This window comes from Actinomycetospora sp., from assembly GCF_055612215.1.
On sequence record NZ_JBVPVA010000515.1, the window covers coordinates 1 to 1573 of the forward strand.

The following is a 1573-nucleotide window of genomic DNA, read 5'->3' on the forward strand; positions in this document are numbered from 1 at the left end:
CGAGCGCGGCCCGGCCGTCGCCGCCGCGGGCGAACGGGGTGCGGCCGGAGCCCTTGAGGTGGAGGTCGTGCCGGGTGCCGTCGGGGGCGACGATCTCGCCGAGCAGCAGCGCGCGACCGTCACCCAGCCGCGGCTGGTACATCCCGAACTGGTGCCCGGAGTACGCCTGCGCGACGGTGCGGACGCCGTCGGGGACCTGCCCGACGAGCAGTCCGGAGGAGCGCAGGGCGTCCGGGTCGAGGCCGAGCTCGGCGGCGAGGTCCTCGTCGAGGACCACCACCTGCGGGTCCGGGGCGGGCGCGGCGCTCCAGGGCACGACGAGACCGGGAACGGCCTGCGCGTAGGTGTGCTCGAGCGTGGGGGTTCCGAGAGCCGTACTCACTTCCTCGACGCTACGCGGAGCACGCGGATCACGGGCTGGCCGTTCCCCTGCCCCGACCGTCCGGCGCGGGAGGACGACCGCTCGACGTGGCTCGGCTCACGGTTCCGGATCCGGTGACCCGCGGGTAGCCAATCGATACGGAGACGCTGACGGCCCCGTCCCGACGGCCCAGCCGGCTCCGACATCCGACGAACGATCGACGAAGATTGGAAGCCATTGGCCTCCCACGCTGCCATGATCGGCCAACTCCGCTCGCTGCTCCAGCTCACGCAGACCGAGGTGCAGATCGCCCGCATCCGCGTCGCCCAGGCCCGGACCGACGCGGTCCGCAAGGAGCTGCGGGAGAACGCGGACAACGCCGAGCGTCGCACGGCCGAGATCACCCGTGAGCTCCAGCGCCTCGGCGGTGTCGCCGACGTCGTCACGCCGCTGGTCGGCCGCCTGACCGCGGTCGTCAAGGGCACCTTCGAGCAGGCCGAGCCCGTCGAGGAGGCCCTCCTCGGCGACCTGGTCCTCGAGCACCAGCTCAACGACCGCGCCACCTACCTGCGCGCGCTGGCCGAGGCCGCGCACGACAAGTCGGTCAGCGCGCTCGCCGAGCGCCTCACGACCGCGCACCGCGCCACCGTCGAGTGGCTGACCACCGTGCTCGCCGAGGAGGCCCTCGGTGGGCCGCCCGCGCTGCGCGCGACGCCGACCCAGGCCGTCGCCGGCGGTGTCGCACGCGTCGTGAACTACCCGGTCCGCTTCGCGCGGGACCAGGTCAACCGCACCCTCGGGCGCTTCCAGGCCCGCGGCGAGCAGGTCCGCGCCGGGGTCACCCAGGCCGCCGGCAAGGCCGCGCAGTTCAGCGAGAACGCCCGCGACGTGCTGGTGACCGGCCGGGACGCCTCGCTCGAGCGGGCCGAGAAGGTCGCCCGCTCGCAGGGCGACACCGACGCCGCGACCGCGGTGCACGAGGCGCGTGAGCGGCTCGGCTCGCTGCGCGCCTCCGAGCTGCCGATCGCGGACTACGAGCAGCTCAGCGCCTCCGCCGCCGCCAACGCGGTGAAGCAGCTCGACAAGGTGGACGACCTGAACAAGGTCATCCACTACGAGGAGGCGAACCGGAACCGCCACAGCGTGGTCTCGGCGGCGCAGACCCGCCACGCCGCGCTCGCGCAGGAGATCGCCGGGATCCGCTGACGCGGA

2 protein-coding genes are annotated in these 1573 nt (G+C 74.1%); one reads left to right on the forward strand and one right to left on the reverse strand.

Annotation, left to right across the window (positions count from 1 at the left end; translation table 11 throughout):
- A partial coding sequence (locus AC0CYZ_RS14310) for a protein adenylyltransferase SelO family protein (protein WP_472216411.1) occupies window positions 1–382 on the reverse strand: 382 nt, incomplete at its 3' end.
- Window positions 383–616: 234 nt separating this feature from the next.
- On the opposite strand from AC0CYZ_RS14310, the gene AC0CYZ_RS14315 reads away from it, so the two are divergent.
- A complete protein-coding gene (locus AC0CYZ_RS14315) occupies window positions 617–1567 on the forward strand; it encodes a ferritin-like domain-containing protein (RefSeq protein ID WP_472216413.1) in 951 nt (316 codons plus the stop codon).
- Window positions 1568–1573: the final 6 nt, after the last annotated feature.